Source organism: Brachybacterium vulturis (genome assembly GCF_002407185.1).
In the GTDB taxonomy this organism is placed as follows: domain Bacteria; phylum Actinomycetota; class Actinomycetes; order Actinomycetales; family Dermabacteraceae; genus Brachybacterium; species Brachybacterium vulturis.
Genome location: NZ_CP023563.1, coordinates 702,640 through 717,271, shown reverse-complemented (window position 1 = coordinate 717,271; position 14,632 = coordinate 702,640). Strand labels below are relative to the sequence as shown.

Genomic DNA, 14,632 nt, shown 5'->3' with positions numbered 1-14,632 from the left:
CCCGCCGTCAGGAGCACAATGGGAGACATGCCCTCGAGTCGCTCGCCGCTGCGCCTGCTGCGCGGCGTCACCGCCGCGACGCTGGTGACCCTGGTCGCCCTGGGCGGGCACCTGATCGGCGGCGGTGCCGTGCCGTCGTGGTTCGGGGTGGCGCTGCCCTGGTGGCTGTCGGTGACCGCCTGCACGGTGCTGGCAGGGGCTCGCTTCTCGCTGCCGCGGATGGGGGTCGCTGTGCTCAGCAGCCAGGCCCTCTTCCACGGCCTGTTCGTCGCCGGCACGCCGGGGGACCCGAGCATCGCCCTGGTCGCGCCCCCGGGCTCCCACCTGGGCCACGGCACGCACGGAGCGGAAGAGGCCCTGACCGGCGCGGTGCACTCCGGCCACGGATCCGATGAGGTGGCCGCGGCCGCGGAGCACGCCCTGCACGGCAGCCACACCGATCCGCAGATGCTGCTGTGGCACCTCATGGCCGGGCTGGTCACCACCTTGGTGCTGCATCGCGGGGAGAGCGTCCTGCTGCGCTGCACCGGCCTGGTGGTCGCGGTGCTCGACGTGCTCTCCCGGCCGCCGCACCCCCTGACGCTCCCGACGCTCGTGCTGCCCAGAGCGTCCCGACCGGTGCCGCACCGCGCCACGCTGCACCACCTCCGCCGCGCGGTGCTCGCTCCCCAGCTGCGGCGCGGCCCGTCCGTGGACCTGGCCGCCTGAGCACCGCCGACGCCCCGCGTCGGCGGCACGGCCCCTCCGCCTGCCCAGGCAGCTCTTCGGATGATCTCCGCCCGGCCCCGCCGTGCGGCACTCCCTCACGCCCGCCGCCGGACGCGCACCTCGCCGCCGGCCGGCGGAGCGTCTCCGAAAGGACCACGCATGCCCCGCACGACCCCTCTGCACCCCGCCCCCTCACCCGCGGAGGTCCAGCCCTCCGCCTCCGCCGCCCCGCCGCTGGTCGGTGCCCGTCTCCCTCGGCGTGCTGCGCTCGCGGCGCTGCTGCTCCCCCTGACCGCCTGCGCCGCGGAGCCGGAGCCGGCCACCGGTGCCGGGTCCGCGGCGGACGCTCCCGCCCCCGGCGCCGACAGTGCCGCCGAGGAGGACGCCGTCACGGTCGCCGAAGCCTGGGTCAAGGCCGCCGAGGAGCACATGACCTCCGCCTTCGGCATCCTCCGCAACGACACCGACACGGACCTCGTGCTGCGTGGGGCGCGCACCGATGCCAGCGCCCGGGTGGAGCTCCACGAGACCGCCTCCGACGGCTCGGGCGGCATGAGCATGCAGGAGAAGGAGGGTGGCTTCCCGCTGCCCGCCGGTGAGGAGCTGATCCTCGAACCCGGGGGGAACCACCTCATGCTCATGGAGATCGCCGCGCCCCTGCTCCCCGGGGACGAGGTGGAGCTGATCCTGGAGTTCGAGGACGGCACCGAGCATCCGTTCACGGCCACCGTGAAGGACTTCGCGGGTGCGCAGGAGCACTACGAGCCCGAGGGCTCGACGGGAACAGGTGCCTCCGACGGCGGCGGCGAGCACGCGGCCGAGCACGAGGACGACGAATGACCGCCTCGGACTCCTCCGCCCCCAGACCCGGCCGGCGCCAGCTGCTGCGGGCCGGATCCCTCGGTGCGGGCGCCCTCGGCGTGAGCGCCGCGTCCATCGGCCTGGACCGCACATGGGGTGGTCGCGGCGCGGCCGCGGCTCCCCCCTCGACCGCGCCACCGCTGCACGGAGGCGAGACCGTCCCGTTCCACGGCGAGCACCAGGCGGGGATCGAGACCCCCGCCCCGGCGGATGCCACGTTCGTGGGCCTGGACCTGCGGGAGGAGGTGGACCGTGAGGGGGTGCTGCGACTGCTGCGGCTGCTCACCGACGACGCCGCCCGCCTCACCCGCGGCGAGCCGGCGCTCGCGGACACGGAGCCGGAGCTGGCGATGGCTCCGGCCGCGCTCACCGTGACCGTCGGCTTCGGGCGCGGTCTCATGGAGCGTGCCGAGCGGGCGGCCCCGTCGTGGCTGGAGCCGCTGCCGGCCTTCGGGATCGACGAGCTCCGGGAGGAGTTCACCGGCGGCGACCTCCTGCTGCAGGTCGCGGCGGAGGACCCGGTCACCGTCTCCCATGCGGTGCGGATGCTGCTCAAGGACGCCCGGGCCTTCACCCGGGTGCGCTGGGTGCAGCCGGGATTCCGACGCTCACCGGGGACGGTCGCGCCCGGCGCCACCATGCGGAACCTCTTCGGGCAGCTCGACGGCAGCGCGAACCCCACCACCGGGACTCCTCACTTCTCCCGCGTGGTGTGGATCGAGGAGGGTCCCTTCGCCGGCGGCACCTCGATGGTGATCCGTCGGATCCGGATGGACCTGGACGGGTGGGACGAGGTGGACCGCAGCGCGCGGGAGCAGTCCATCGGCACCCGGCTCGACGACGGCGCACCGCTGAGCGGCGGCACGGAGACCTCCGACCCCGACTTCGAGCAGGTCTCCGCGAACGGGTTCCCGGTGATCGGGGAGTTCTCCCATCTGCGGCGGGCCCGCGGCGTCGACGAGGGCGAGCATCAGGAGATCTTCCGTCGGCCGTACAACTTTGACCTCGCGCCGCCGCCGGGCAGCGGTTCGCTCTCCGAGTCCGGGCAGGTCTTCGTGTCCTTCCAGGCCGATCTGCGGGGCCAGTTCCTGCCGATCCAGCAGCGGCTGGACACGCTGGATCTGCTGAACCAGTGGACCACTCCGATCGGCTCGGCGGTGTTCGCGATACCGCCCGGCTGCGCGGAGGGCGAGCACATCGGGGAGTCGGTGCTGCGGTGAGGCGCATGAGCTGACCGGGCGTCGTCCCGTCGCGGCCCCGTCCTGGGGCGCGGGGCGGGACGGCTCCCGTCCCGTGCCCGTGGCAACCCGTGGCGAGGCGCCTGACGGCGATCTGCCCGCCTCGTATGCTGGCCGGAAGACCTGCGTCGACGCCATGCCGGCGCAGAGTGCCCGACCAGTGCAGGAGACCTCCCATGCCCCGATTCCACGTCCCGGCCGAGGATGCCCAGGGACCGCTCGTGGTCGGGATCGACATCGGCTCCGGCGGCACCCGCACCGCGGTCTACGACGTCTCCGGTCGCGAGGTCGGCGCGCTCCACCACAAGGAGACCCACGCGTTCACCGTCGGCGACGACGGCACCAGCACCCTCGACGCCGATCAGGTCGTCGAGGAGATCCGCACCTCGCTGGCCGCGGTGCTCACCGCCGCCCCGCTGCCCGGGCAGGTGCGTGCGATCGGCGTCGACACCTTCGCCTCCTCGCTGGTCGCGGTCGACGCGGAGGGCGCGGCGCTGACCCCCTGCATCACCTATGCGGACACCCGCTGCCTTGCTCAGGTGGAGCGCCTCGCGGCGAGCCTCGACGTGGACGGCCTCCACGAGCGCACCGGCGCACGCCTGCACTCCTCCTACACCGCGCCGCGCCTGGCGTGGCTGCGCGAGACCCGGCCCGACGTCTTCGACCGCACCGAGCGCTTCATGGCCCTCGGCGAGTACGTGGCCTCCCAGCTGCTGGGCACCGCGGCGCTGGGTACCGCCTCGGCCGCCTGGTCCGGCATGATCGACCGCCGCACCGGGCAGTACGTGCCCGAGCTGCTCGAGGCCGTGGGGGTGGACGTCTCCGCGCTGGGCCCGGCACTGGACCCCTCCGACGCGCTGCCGGTCGACGGCACCCCGCTGGCTGCGGAGTTCCCGCAGCTGAAGGATGCCGTGTGGCTGCCGGTGATCGGTGACGGCCTCGCCGCGAACCTCGGCATCGGTGCGCTCGGCGAGGGCACCTGGGGCATCTCCACCGCCACCTCCGGAGCGATCCGCCAGCTGCTCTCCACCGAGATCCCCTCGCTGCCCAGCGGGCTGTGGGCCTATCGCGTGGATCAGCAGCGCACCCTCGTCGGCTCCGCCATGAGCGACTGCGGCCGCGTGCTGGACTGGTGCCGCCACGAGCTGCAGATGCCCTCCGACGTCGCCAAGACGGACACCACCGCCCTGTTCTCCGCCCCGGTCTCCGCCGGGACGCCGCTGGTGGTCCCCTTCTTCTCCGGGGAGCGGGGCACCAAGTGGCGGGGCAGCTCACGGGCCCTGTTCGCGAACATCGGTGCGTCCACCACCTGGGAGGACATGCTGCGCGGGGCGATGGAGGGTGTGGCCCTGTCGTTCCTGCGGATCGCCGATCAGATGCGCGAGGCCGGCGGCGAGCCGGAGCGGATCGTGCTCTCCGGTGGCATGACAGGGGCGATCCCGGGCTGGCTGCATCTGCTCTCGGACGCGCTCGGCATGCCCATCGACCATGTCGCGGTCTCCCGTTCGACGATGCGCGGCGCCGCTGTGCTGGCCCTCGAGCAGGCCGCGCCCGGAACGTCCGTCGCCGAGGCGCCGGTGCTGACCCACGTGGAGCCCGTCGCGGCCCATCAGGACTACTACCGCGAGCGCCTCGAGCGCTTCGAGAAGCTCGCCGACCTGGCCTGAGACCCGCCGGGCAGTTCACCAGCCCGCCCGGCGCTCCGGCCCGGACGTGGCTGCCCGGGCGTAGGGCCCCGTGGCCTGGGTGCCGCGAGGCGTGGGGGCCCCGAGGCGTGGGTGCCGCGAGGCGTGGTCGCGTACTGGACGTGGAGCGCTCCGTATGCCGATATCTCCGCAGAGAGCGCGGTGACGCCGGTCCCCGACCATGCCCGAGACCAAACCCGAGGGCCATGCCCGAAACCAAGCCCGAGGACCATGCCCGACCCGGCGCCGCGAACGGCTCCGGGCCGGGCCCGGCTCCGCGAACGGCTCCGGGCCGGGCCCGGCCGCGCCGAGCGCTCCTCAGGGGCGGGGGAGGCGCTTCTCCTCGGTGGCGACGGCGATGACCAGCGGGTCCTCGGCGGCCACGTCGAGCAGGGCGAGCAGCGCGGTGACACGCTCGGTGTCTCCCGGCAGCGCGGCGGCCGCGGCGATCTGCTCGGCCTTCGGGTCCTGCACCTCGTGACCGCCGCGCACGCGCTCGGTGACCCAGGCGGTCCAGGCGGCCACGGCCGCGACCTCGCCGGGCGCCTGCGCCGGCCCGCCGCTCTCGGCGATCACGGGCAGGGCGCGCACCGGCAGCTTCACGGAGCCGTCGGCGGCGATGCGGATCAGGTTGTCGGCCAGGCGCGGGTTGCGGAAGCGCTCCTCGAGGGCCGCCGTGTAGGCGTCCAGCTCGGCGGCGGGCAGCGGCAGCGTGGCGCGGGCCTCGGACCACAGCTGCTCGACCAGGGCCCGCACCTCGCGGTGGCCGATCGCCTCGTCCACGCGCTGGAGGCCGGCGATCTGGCCGGCATAGGCCATCAGGGTGTGGGCGCCGTTGAGCAGGCGCAGCTTGCGCAGCTCGTGCACTTCGAGGTCGTCGGTCAGCTGTGCTCCGGCCTTCTCCCACTCGGGACGGCGGCCGCGGAAGCTGTCCTCCAGGACCCACTCGGAGAAGGGCTCGGTGACCACCGGGACGCTGTCGGCGAGCCCGGTCCGCGCCAGGACGATGTCCGCGGCCTGCTCGTCGGCCGAGGGCGTGATCCGGTCGACCATGGAGGAGACCACGTCCACATGATCCGCGAACCAGGCGGCCGTCTCCTCGTCGAGCTCGGCGAGGACGGCCGTGCGCAGCACCTCCCCGTTGCCGGTGAGGTTGTCGCAGGAGACCAGGGCGATCGGCTCGGTGACCCCGGCCTCGCGGCGGGCCTTCAGACCCAGCGCGAGGCGGGCGGGGGCGGAGAGGGCAGGATCGCTGCCGGCCGCGTAGCCCTTCTCGGTGATGGTCAGCGTGACCACCGCGGTGAAGGGGTCCGCGAGCAGGCGCACCAGGGCGTCGACGTCGGAGGCGGGGAACACCTCGTCGATGACCTCGACGAGGCTGACCTCGTCCTGCTCCCGGCCCCGGACGACCAGGCCGTACCGGCCTCCCTGCGCGTTCAGGGCATCGGCCATCTCGGCGGAGCGGCCGGTGAAGGCCACCACGGACCAGCCGCCGGCCACCTCGGTGTGGTGCAGGGTGTGGGCGCGGGCGAAGTTGCCGATGCCGAGGTGGACCAGACGGCCCACGTCGGAGGGGCTGGGGGTGTGCATCAGTTCTCCTCTCCTGCGGCGCCGAGGCGGAAGACCTCGCGCGGCTGCTGAGCGGGCAGGGTGACCACGAGCTCCTGGGCGTCCTCGAGACGGATCCGGTGCTCGGCGACCAGTCCGGCGAGGTGCGAGGCGTCCAGGCGTCGGGACATGTCGTGACGCGCCGGGATGGAGCAGAAGGCGCGGGTGTCGTCGATGAAACCGCTGGTCCGGCTGAAACCGATGGTCTCGGAGACCGCCCGGCGGTAGCGCAGGATCGCATCGGGGGCGTCGATGAACCACCAGGGTGCCCCGGCGAAGACCGAGGGGTACACGCCGGCCAGCGGCGCGATCTCGCGCGAGAGCACGGTCTCGTCGATCGTGAACAGCACGGTGCGGAAGTTCGGGGAGTGACCCACGTCGTTGAGCATCGGCCGCAGGTGGTGGACGTAGTCGACCGCGACCGGGATGTCGAAGCCGACATCGGCGCCGAACCTCTCGGACATCGCCTCGGAGTGGTTGCGGGAGACGCCCGGGTGGAGGGTCATGACCAGGCCGTCCTCGGCGGCCAGCCGGGCCTGATCGGCGAGCAGGTGACGGCGCAGAGCCACCGCCTCGTCGGCCCCGATCGCCCCGTCGCGGGCGGCGGAATAGAGGCGGCGGGCGTCCTCGATGCTCAGCCGGGCGGTGCCCGGGTCGATGTGCGAGTGATCGGAGGAGACGGCGCCGTGGTCGCGGAAGTACAGGCGGCGGGCGCGCATCGCCTCGAGGTGGCCGTCGTAGCTGCCGGCCTCGACCCCGGCGGCCTCGCCGAGGGCGTCGGTCAGCGCGCGGAAGTCCGCGCGGGCGGGCTCGAGGTACCTGTCCGGGCGGAAGGTGGGGAGGACCCGCCCGGTGAAGGACGGATCCGCGGCGAGCGCGGCATGCGGGGCCAGGTCGTCGACGGGGTCGTCGGTGGTCGCCAGGACGGAGATCTGGAACTGGTCGAACAGCGCGCGGGGGCGGAACTCGGGCTGGGCGAGCTTCGCGCAGAGCGCGTCGTACATCGCGTCGGCGGTGCGGGGGTTCAGCACGGTCTCGAGGCCGAAGACCTCGAAGAACTCGTGCTCCATCCAGTAGCGGGACGGGGTGCCGGCGTAGGCGTGCCAGTGCTCGGCCAGCAGGTGCCAGGCCCGGCGGGAGGCCTTCTCGTCCAACGGCCCCTGGCCCACGCCCAGATCCGCGAGGTCCACGCCGCGGGCGTGCATCAGGCGGTTGACGTAGTGGTCCGGGGTGATGAACAGCGAGGTCGGGTCGCGGAAGGGCTCGTCCTCGAGCAGCAGCCGGGGGTCGACATGCCCGTGGGGCGAGACGATCGGCTGGTCCTTCTCGAGCTCGTAGAGCCCGCGGGCGATCTCGCGCACGGCGGGATCGGCGGGAAGGAGTCTGTCCGGGTGCGGCACGAAGGCGTCGTTGCTCATGGCGTCATCCTCGCAAGGCGGTGCAGGTCCTGCTGGACGTTGTCACGGGTTGCCGATGCGGGTGGTCCGGGCTGCCACCGGGTCAGCGGCCGGGTTCGCGGGGCCCGGTGGTGCCGCGCGGCACCAGCCGCACCGGCAGGGAACCCTCGACCGGAGTGCGGTGCGCCGAAGGGTTCTCGATCCGGCGCACCAGGCGCTCGACGGCGGCCCGGCCCTGGGCCCGCTTGGGGCTGACCACGGTGGTGAGCCCGCCGCCGACCAGCCGGGAGAGCTGGATGTCGTCGTGCCCCATCACCGACAGCTCCCCCGGCACCCGGATCCCGGCACGCAGCGCGGAGATCAGGAAGCCGAAGGCGACCAGGTCGTTGTAGCAGACCACGGCGTGCGGGAGGGAGTCACGCAGCTCCTCGAAGGCCTGTTCGCCGCCCGCGGTGGTGGGAGCGAAGGGGCCGTGGCGCTGGATCTGCAGATCGTGCTGCCGGGCGGCGACGCGGGCCGCGCGCCAGCGCTCCCCGTCGGACCACGAGTTGACCGGGCCGGAGACGTAGGTGACGGTGCGGATCCCGTTCTCGGCGAGGTGCTCGAGCGCCTGCCCCATCCCGTTCGAGAAATCGGGGGTCACCGAGTCCAGGCCGGCGACGCGCCGGTTCAGCACCACCACCGGGATGCGCTTGGTGAGATGGTTCAGCGTGGCGTCGGAGAGGCGGGTGCCGGCCAGCACGATCCCGTCGACCACGTTGATGGCGCTCTCCAGGCTCGAGCGCTCGCGGGTCTCATCCTCGACGGTGTCCAGCAGGAGCAGCAGGAAGCCCTGCTCGTGCGCGGCTTCCTGCATGCCGGAGACGAGTTCGGCGAAATAGGGGTTGGTGAGGTCGGGGACCTCGATCCCGAGGCGGTGGTGGCGCTCCCCGCGCTCCTGGGCGGCGGGGGCGACGGTGCGGTAGTCCAGCGCCTTGGCGGCGTCCATCACCGTGGCGTGCGTCGCGGCGCTGACCCGTCCGGGCCGGGAGAAGGCGCGGGACACGGTCGACGGGGCGACCCCGGCGGCCTTGGCGACGTCGTAGATCGTCACGCGCTTCTCGGCCATCCTGCGGCTCCGTCCTCGCCGATGTCGGCGTCGTCTCCGGGGCGTCCGCCAGCCGGGGGAAGGCAGGGCGGGATGCGTCCGGGCCTCGACTCGGCATCCTACAACGCCGCCGGGCAACCGGCGGCAACCGGCGATAGCCGTCGGCAGCCGTCCAGCTGGCAGCCGATCGTCCGTGCACGACGGGTGGGCCCGCGGGGAGCGGTCCGGCCGACGGACGGCTCCGCCGAGGGGGCTCAGCCCGCGCCTCCGAGCTCGATCAGCAGCACCCCGACCGCGATCATCCCCATCCCGGCGAGCATCACCGGGGTCAGCGCCTCGCGGAACAGCACGCGGGAGGCGAGGGCGGTGAGCACGATGCCCACCGCGGCCCACATGCCGTAGGCGACCCCGAGCGGCATCCCGGCCGCGAGCGTCCCGGACAGCAGCGCGAAGGCCAGCAGGTACGCGACGGCGACCAGCAGGTACCAGGGGCGACGGCCGCCGGCGGCGACGCGCAGGGACAGGGTGCCGATCACCTCGGCGAGGATCGCTCCGCCCAGCAGCGACCAGCCCATCATGCCGCCTCCCGTCGGGTCTGCCGGGACCCGAGCTCGACGACCACCACGCCGGCGGCCACCAGCACGATCCCGGAGGTCTTCAGGGTCGTGAACGCCTCGCCGAACAGCACGGCGGAGAGCAGGGCGGTGAGGACCACCCCGCAGGCGCCCCAGATGCCGTAGGCGACGCCGAGCCCCATGCCGCGCTTGAGGACCAGGACGAGCAGGCCGTAGGAGAGGGCATAGCCGCCGGCGACCACTGCGTAGAGCGCGGGCCGATCCAGGGCGCCGCGCAGTGACAGGGTGGCGGTGACCTCGCTGAGGATCGCGCCGAGCAGCAGCAGCCAGGCGGTCACCGGGCCCCCGGGGCCCAGCGGGCGATCTGCGCGGCGAGATGGCCGGCGCCGTAGCCGTTGTCGATGTTGACCACGCCGATGCCGGGCGCGCAGGCGGAGAGCATGGTGAGCGCCGCGGTGACGCCGCCCGCCGCGACCCCGTAGCCGACGGAGGTGGGCAGCGCGACCACGGGCGCGCTGATCTGTCCCGCGACGACGGTGGGCAGTGCTCCGTCCATCCCGGCGGCGACCACCACGCAGGCGGCCTCCCGCAGCTCGGGCAGGCGGGACTGGAGGCGATGCAGGCCGGCGATGCCGATGTCCGCGATCAGCCGGACGGGCCGTCCGAGATAGCGGGCGGTGAGCTCCGCCTCGCGGGCCGCCGGGAGGTCGCTGGTCCCTGCACAGGCGACGACGACCAGGCCTCCGGTCGGCTCCGGGGGCGCGGGGGGCCAAGCGAGCAGGCGGGCGTCGGCGTCGTGGAGCGCCTCGGGCAGGGCGGTCAGCACCGCGTCGGCACGAGCCGCGTCGGCCCGGGTGAACAGCACCGGGCCGAGGTCGCCCCGGCCCTCGGTGCGCAGCCGCGCGTACTCCGCGGCGATCGCGCCGACCTGCTCGACGCTCTTGGCGTCGCAGAGCACCGCCTCGGGGGCGCCGCGGCGGCGGGCGCGATCCAGGTCCAGATCGAGGAAGCCGTCGATCTTCCCGTCGGCTGCCCCGTCGGCCGGCCCGCGTGTCTCAGCCATGCGCCCCGGCGCCCTTGCCCACGATCTGCAGGGAGAACAGTCCCGAGCGGATGCCGTCGAGGTCGATCGTGACGTGCTGGAACCCGGTCTCCGTGCCGGCGGCGACGAGGGCGGCGCGGATCTCGGGCTCCATGGCGCGGGCCAGTTCGTCGGTGGGCAGCTCGATGCGGCCGACGGCGCCGTGGTGGCGCACCCGGCAGTCGCTGAATCCCTGCGCGTAGACGGCGTCCTCGAGGTCGTCGATCTGGCGCAGCTTCTCGGGCGTGACCTCCTGGCCGAAGGGGACCCGGGAGGCGAGGCAGGGGGCGGCGGGCTTGTCCGCCACCGGCAGCGAGAGGTCCCGGGCGACGGCGCGCACCTGGGGCTTCGTCATGCCGACCGCGGACAGCGGGCGCAGCACCCGGTGGCGGGTCGCGGCGCCGGCACCGGGGCGGTCGTGGCGGATGGCGTCGTCGGCGTTCTCGCCGTAGGCGACCGCGTCCAGCCGCTGGGCACCGACGACGTCGTCGCCGATGCGGGTGAACAGCTCGTCCTTGCAATGGAAGCAGCGGGCAGCGTCATTCCTCTGGTACTCGGGGTTCTCGCCCTCGTGGGTGGGCACCTCGACCACGTCCACGCCGATCACGGCGGCGACCTGGTGCGCGAGGCGCCGCTCCCGCCGGGCGAGGGACGGGGAGACGCCGAGCAGGGCGACGACCTCCGCGGCGCCGAGGGCCCGCACCGCGAGTGCGAGCAGGGTCGCGGAGTCGACGCCGCCGGAGAAGGCGACGCCGAGCCGGCCCACGCCCTCGAGCTGGGCGGAGACGGCGTCGGCGAGCTCGAGCGTCTCGCCCGCGAGCGCCTCCGGGGTCATCTCGGTGACGGTGAAACCGGGGTGGCCGGGCGAGAACAGCGACGTCGGGGCCGACGGCTCGGCGCCGGGTCGCAGCGGGATGGGGCGGCGATCGGTGGTGGTCACAGGGAACTCCGCTCCGCGGCGAGGCGGAAGAGCACCTCGCCGGCATGGTCGATGACGAGGGTGTCCGGATCGCTGCGCAGGGCGTCGATATCGAGGGAGGCGGGATCCAGGTACAGGACGTTGTGGGCCTCGCACTCCTCCTGCGAGATCGAGGTGGCGAAAAAGCGATTCACCCGTTGCTCCTCCACCCCCGTCTCGGGGTCAAAGGTGCCCAGGCCCGTGACGTGCGTGGAATGGGCGAGCTCGCCCCAGGGATGGTCCTTGAACCTCTCCCACTGCTTGGTGAAGTACTCGATGTTGTGGTAGCCGATGTCGCGGATCCCGGGGTGCATCGCGGCGACCTCGGTGATGTGCGGGGCATAGATGATCACGTCGCCGCCGTCGGCGCAGACGGGCTCGGACTTGTAGAAGCCCTTGGCACCGGTCCACATGTCGTCGTACATCTCCGGCACCAGGGCGACGATCCGCCGGTACGGCTTCTGAACGTAGGTGATGTGGGTCTGCGCGGAGATCTTCGCCATCGCGGCCCAGGCTGCCTGCGGGTCGCCGACGGCGATCGCGTTCAGCTCCTGACCTCCGGAGACGACGTCCATGGTGATGGCGAGCTTCTCGGAGTCGATGAGCTCGCTGGCGGCGTCGATCAGCTGACGCACGGGGGTGATGCCGGGGGTGCCGATGATGCGGCTGGCGGTGATCAGCGCGCCCACCCAGTGGGAGACGTCGATGACGTCGTGCACCGAGCAGCCGGGGAAGAAGTACTTGTTGCCGCCGGAGAAGCCGACGACCTCGTGGGGGAAGACGGGGCCGACGATCAGATCCACATCGCTCTCGACGACGAGCTTGTTGATCTGCACGCGCATGGGGATGTCGGTGAGCAGCCCACCGGTGAGCTCGGCGATCCGCTCGGCGGAGATCTCGCCGAGGTCGGCGATCTGGGCGGGATCGTCCCAGGCGTGGTTGAGGACGGTCCACTCGGGGTAGGTCGCCGCGGCACCGTGCTCGGTGGCGCCGAGCAGGGTGTCGATCGCGCTCTCGCTCATCGCCGCGTGGGTGCCCAGCGCGATCAGCACCGTGACGGAGGAGGCCCTCCCGGCGAGCGCCTCGTGGATCGCAGGCAGCACCAGGGGCAGCGGCACCGAGCGGGTGCCGTCGGGGATGATCAGGCAGACGCTCTTGCCGTCCAGGTCCGCACCGGCGAGCTGCTCGGCGACGAAACCGGCGATCTGCTCGTCGGTGAGCACACCCTCCGGACCGCCGAGGAGGGCGGCGCGTTCGGCGAGGCCCTCGGGGATCGGGTGGATCAGGGGACCCGGAGTCTGCATCTGCGTCTGGCTCATCGCTCCACTATGCGCCGTCGGGCCTGACCAGGACAAGGATCGCCCGGTTGTTGCCATCGCGAGGCCCGATGGGTCGCTCGACGTGGCAGTCGCCGGTCCCGAGCCGCTCTCCTGTACCTCCTCGCCCTCGAGAGCAGGGCTCACCCCGGCACCTCCACAGAGGACTCTTCCTCACTCGATGAACTGTGGGGCATCACTCTACGCAATGACCACGTCACTCTATAGCGAGCTGGCCTCACTCTACATAGTGACGCTCTCACTCTATGCACTGAGCACCTCAGTCACTACAGTGACAGCATGAGGGATCAGGAACTCCGCGAGCACGTCATCCGCCTGCGGAGGCAGGGCAGGGATGACGCTCTCGTCGAGGCCACAGCGGCGGGCGGCGGCGTACCGAAGAGTGTCTGGCAGACGATCTCAGCCTTCGCCAACACCGACGGCGGGCTCATCATCCTCGGGCTCGACGAACAGACCGACTTCGGTCCTGTCGAGGGCTTTGATCCCCAGAGGATCCTCGACGCACTCCACTCGGGCCTGGACGATTCACACAGCGCGGACCCGAAGGTCCTGCCGATCCCCCCTCACGATCCCCGGCACGCCGACGTCGACGGGGCGCCTGTGGTCACGCTCCGCGTCGGCGCGCTGCACGAGGTCCCTGGAGCTGTGATGCCCTGCTTCGTGAGTGCACAGGGAATCGAGCGAGGGAGCTACAAGAGGGTCGGCGATGCCGACAAGCACCTGAGTCCCTACGAGACCCACCTCCTGCGCTCGCGGCGGAGCCCTGACCGCACCGACCGCGAGGAGGTCACGGGTACGACGCCGGCCGATCTCTCCTCAGAACTGGTCGGCCGCACGCTCGACGGACTCCGCCACCGCAGTCGGGCGCTCACCGGGATCGACGCGGGAGACTCCCTCGGAGGACTGCTCCGGGTCAATGCCGTGAGCTCCGCCGGCGTACCGACCCTTGCCGGATACCTGGCAATCGGCGTGTATCCGCAACAGGAGTTCCCTCATCTCGTCATCGATGTCGCTGTGCATCCGGGTACGGAGAAGTCCCGGGATCCCACGGTGCGCTTTCTCGATCGGCAGAGCTGCGACGGACCGTTGCCCCAGGCCGTCGACGATGCGGTGCGCGCGACTCTGAGGAACCTGCGATCCCGTCGGGTCGTCGACGGAGCAACCGGCATCGATGTTCCTGAGATCCCTGCCGAGGTGCTCCGGGAAGCGATCACGAACGGGGTCATGCATCGCGACTATTCCGCGTTCGCCCGTGGACAACAGGTCGCGGTGGACATCTTCGCGGACCGCGTCGAGGTGAAGAGTCCCGGGGGCTTCTGGGGCGACCGGACGAAGGAGAACGTCGCGGAGGGCTACTCGACTGCACGGAACGAGAATCTCGTCCGGCTGCTCACCGTCGTGCCCATGCCGGACGGCCGTTCCACCGTCGCGGAGAATCAGGGCTCAGGGGTCCCTCTCATGGTGACAGCCATGCGACAGCAAGGACTGCCCGCTCCCGACTACAGCACCTCGACGATCGACCACGTCGTCGTACGGCTGGCCCGCTTCGGGCTCATCGAGCCTGACATGGAGGCATGGCTCGACGGATTGCCGGATCGGGAGCAGCGCGAGCGGGCACATGATGCAGCTCTGGCTCTGGCGAAGCTCAACGGCCATGTGTCCGTGGTGGACCTGCGCAACAACCTCGGGCTGGACTCGGACGACTGCCGGGCGGCTCTCGCACAGCTCGTCGCGGACGGACTTCTCGTCGGGATGAACGACGGCCCGTATGTGCTGACCGATCTGCAGATGACCGATTCCGTCTCCGGCGCACGGTGGCAGATCCTCTCCCTCCTCGACGGCAGCCTCCCGAAGTCCATCGCCGAGATCTCCGAGGCGACGGGCAAGACCCGGTCGGCGCTCCGCCCGCTGCTGCGCGACCTGGTCGAGCAGGAGCTGGTCGTCGCGACAGCGCCACCGCAGAGCCGCAACAGGAAATACCTCCTGCCGCCGCGACGCTGAGGTGCGGCGGGCCCCGCGCCGCGGGACGCCCCACCACCTCGCCACCTCGCGGAGGTAGTCCTCGTACTCGGCGCCGAACAGGTCACGCAGCGCCTC

At 72.4% G+C, this 14,632-nt stretch carries 13 protein-coding genes; 5 read left to right on the top strand and 8 right to left on the bottom strand.

From position 1 onward, the window contains the following. Positions 1–27: 27 nt before the first annotated feature. From CFK38_RS03170 to CFK38_RS03155, 4 genes are all read left to right on the top strand, one after another. Complete coding sequence (locus CFK38_RS03170; RefSeq protein ID WP_096804193.1) at positions 28–708, top strand: hypothetical protein; 681 nt, start codon at positions 28–30, stop codon at positions 706–708. Between the two features lie 159 nt (positions 709–867). Next, positions 868–1,548 carry a copper chaperone PCu(A)C gene (locus tag CFK38_RS03165; protein WP_096801770.1) on the top strand — a complete coding sequence of 227 codons (681 nt, stop codon included), beginning with the start codon at positions 868–870 and terminating at the stop codon, positions 1,546–1,548. Continuing rightward, positions 1,545–2,789 carry a Dyp-type peroxidase gene (locus tag CFK38_RS03160; protein WP_096801769.1) on the top strand — a complete coding sequence of 415 codons (1,245 nt, stop codon included), beginning with the start codon at positions 1,545–1,547 and terminating at the stop codon, positions 2,787–2,789. The genes CFK38_RS03165 and CFK38_RS03160 overlap by 4 nt, the downstream gene beginning before the upstream one ends. Before the next feature lie 194 nt (positions 2,790–2,983). Next, the gene (locus tag CFK38_RS03155) at positions 2,984–4,474 is read left to right on the top strand and encodes a gluconokinase (protein ID WP_096801768.1); all 1,491 of its coding nucleotides are present in this window, start codon (positions 2,984–2,986) and stop codon (positions 4,472–4,474) included. 336 nt (positions 4,475–4,810) lie between these two features. On the opposite strand, the gene CFK38_RS03150 is transcribed toward CFK38_RS03155, so the two are convergent. The 8 genes from CFK38_RS03150 to CFK38_RS03115 form a co-directional block, all read right to left on the bottom strand. Continuing rightward, on the bottom strand, positions 4,811–6,082 hold the full coding sequence (locus tag CFK38_RS03150) for a mannitol dehydrogenase family protein (protein WP_096801767.1): 1,272 nt from the start codon (positions 6,080–6,082) through the stop codon (positions 4,811–4,813). Then, positions 6,082–7,518, bottom strand: a complete 1,437-nt coding sequence (gene uxaC, locus CFK38_RS03145; protein WP_096801766.1) for a glucuronate isomerase — start codon at positions 7,516–7,518, stop codon at positions 6,082–6,084. Before uxaC ends, CFK38_RS03150 begins: the two co-directional genes overlap by 1 nt. 82 nt (positions 7,519–7,600) lie before the next feature. Then, positions 7,601–8,605, bottom strand: coding sequence for a LacI family DNA-binding transcriptional regulator (locus tag CFK38_RS03140; protein WP_096801765.1), 1,005 nt, complete (start codon positions 8,603–8,605; stop codon positions 7,601–7,603). 233 nt (positions 8,606–8,838) lie between these two features. Then, positions 8,839–9,159, bottom strand: coding sequence for a DMT family transporter (locus CFK38_RS03135; RefSeq protein WP_096801764.1), 321 nt, complete (start codon positions 9,157–9,159; stop codon positions 8,839–8,841). Next, positions 9,159–9,497: a DMT family transporter gene (locus CFK38_RS03130; protein ID WP_096801763.1), complete on the bottom strand. Its 339-nt coding sequence runs from the start codon at positions 9,495–9,497 to the stop codon at positions 9,159–9,161. Before CFK38_RS03130 ends, CFK38_RS03135 begins: the two co-directional genes overlap by 1 nt. Beyond that, the gene (gene larB, locus CFK38_RS03125; RefSeq protein WP_096801762.1) at positions 9,494–10,222 is read right to left on the bottom strand and encodes a nickel pincer cofactor biosynthesis protein LarB; all 729 of its coding nucleotides are present in this window, start codon (positions 10,220–10,222) and stop codon (positions 9,494–9,496) included. The genes CFK38_RS03130 and larB overlap by 4 nt, the downstream gene beginning before the upstream one ends. Beyond that, the gene (gene larE, locus CFK38_RS03120) at positions 10,215–11,075 is read right to left on the bottom strand and encodes an ATP-dependent sacrificial sulfur transferase LarE (RefSeq protein ID WP_172895844.1); all 861 of its coding nucleotides are present in this window, start codon (positions 11,073–11,075) and stop codon (positions 10,215–10,217) included. The genes larB and larE overlap by 8 nt, the downstream gene beginning before the upstream one ends. A 101-nt stretch (positions 11,076–11,176) precedes the next feature. After that, positions 11,177–12,517, bottom strand: a complete 1,341-nt coding sequence (locus CFK38_RS03115) for a lactate racemase domain-containing protein (protein WP_096801760.1) — start codon at positions 12,515–12,517, stop codon at positions 11,177–11,179. Between the two features lie 297 nt (positions 12,518–12,814). Between CFK38_RS03115 and CFK38_RS03110 the strand changes: the two genes are divergently transcribed. Beyond that, the gene (locus CFK38_RS03110; RefSeq protein WP_096801759.1) at positions 12,815–14,536 is read left to right on the top strand and encodes an ATP-binding protein; all 1,722 of its coding nucleotides are present in this window, start codon (positions 12,815–12,817) and stop codon (positions 14,534–14,536) included. Positions 14,537–14,632: the final 96 nt, after the last annotated feature.

Bases quoted from the DNA above. Each gene is read 5' to 3' on its own strand.
- CFK38_RS03155 (WP_096801768.1), top strand. From the start codon at position 2,984: ATGCCCCGATTCCACGTCCCGGCCGAGGATGCCCAGGGACCGCTCGTG.
- CFK38_RS03165 (WP_096801770.1), top strand. From the start codon at position 868: ATGCCCCGCACGACCCCTCTGCACCCCGCCCCCTCACCCGCGGAGGTC.
- larB (WP_096801762.1), bottom strand. From the start codon at position 10,222: ATGGCTGAGACACGCGGGCCGGCCGACGGGGCAGCCGACGGGAAGATC.
- larE (WP_172895844.1), bottom strand. From the start codon at position 11,075: ATGACCCCGGAGGCGCTCGCGGGCGAGACGCTCGAGCTCGCCGACGCC.
- uxaC (WP_096801766.1), bottom strand. From the start codon at position 7,518: ATGAGCAACGACGCCTTCGTGCCGCACCCGGACAGACTCCTTCCCGCC.
- CFK38_RS03160 (WP_096801769.1), top strand. From the start codon at position 1,545: ATGACCGCCTCGGACTCCTCCGCCCCCAGACCCGGCCGGCGCCAGCTG.
- CFK38_RS03135 (WP_096801764.1), bottom strand. From the start codon at position 9,159: ATGGGCTGGTCGCTGCTGGGCGGAGCGATCCTCGCCGAGGTGATCGGC.
- CFK38_RS03150 (WP_096801767.1), bottom strand. From the start codon at position 6,082: ATGCACACCCCCAGCCCCTCCGACGTGGGCCGTCTGGTCCACCTCGGC.
- CFK38_RS03115 (WP_096801760.1), bottom strand. From the start codon at position 12,517: ATGAGCCAGACGCAGATGCAGACTCCGGGTCCCCTGATCCACCCGATC.
- CFK38_RS03110 (WP_096801759.1), top strand. From the start codon at position 12,815: ATGAGGGATCAGGAACTCCGCGAGCACGTCATCCGCCTGCGGAGGCAG.
- CFK38_RS03170 (WP_096804193.1), top strand. From the start codon at position 28: ATGCCCTCGAGTCGCTCGCCGCTGCGCCTGCTGCGCGGCGTCACCGCC.
- CFK38_RS03140 (WP_096801765.1), bottom strand. From the start codon at position 8,605: ATGGCCGAGAAGCGCGTGACGATCTACGACGTCGCCAAGGCCGCCGGG.